The sequence below is a fragment of the Pseudomonas sp. MD330_10 genome, assembly GCF_042610415.1.
GTDB classification, from domain to species: Bacteria; Pseudomonadota; Gammaproteobacteria; order Pseudomonadales; family Pseudomonadaceae; genus Aquipseudomonas; species Aquipseudomonas rhodesiae.
Genome location: NZ_JBHGZU010000178.1, coordinates 1 through 233, shown reverse-complemented (window position 1 = coordinate 233; position 233 = coordinate 1). Strand labels below are relative to the sequence as shown.

Genomic DNA, 233 nt, shown 5'->3' with positions numbered 1-233 from the left:
TGGTGTTGTTGAATTCATTCTAATGCTATTCCGGATTTGTGCTCACCGCGATCCCGGCCATCCTCAACCGCTTGTCATGCTTGATTAACGCCTCGGGTTCGCTGAGCGACGCGACAACCCTGCTGACCAGTGCGCAGATCCTGGTTGATGAAGCAGTCGGCGAGCGGAATCGGTTTCTGGACCACTTCGATGCCGATCCGGCGCGCCTGCAGGAAATTGACGAACGACTGGAC

1 pseudogene is annotated in these 233 nt (G+C 56.2%); it reads left to right on the top strand.

Annotation, left to right across the window (positions count from 1 at the left end):
* Nucleotides 1-29: 29 nt before the first annotated feature.
* Nucleotides 30-233, top strand: a pseudogene (locus tag ACFZPT_RS27105) (DNA repair protein RecN); the annotation flags it as partial.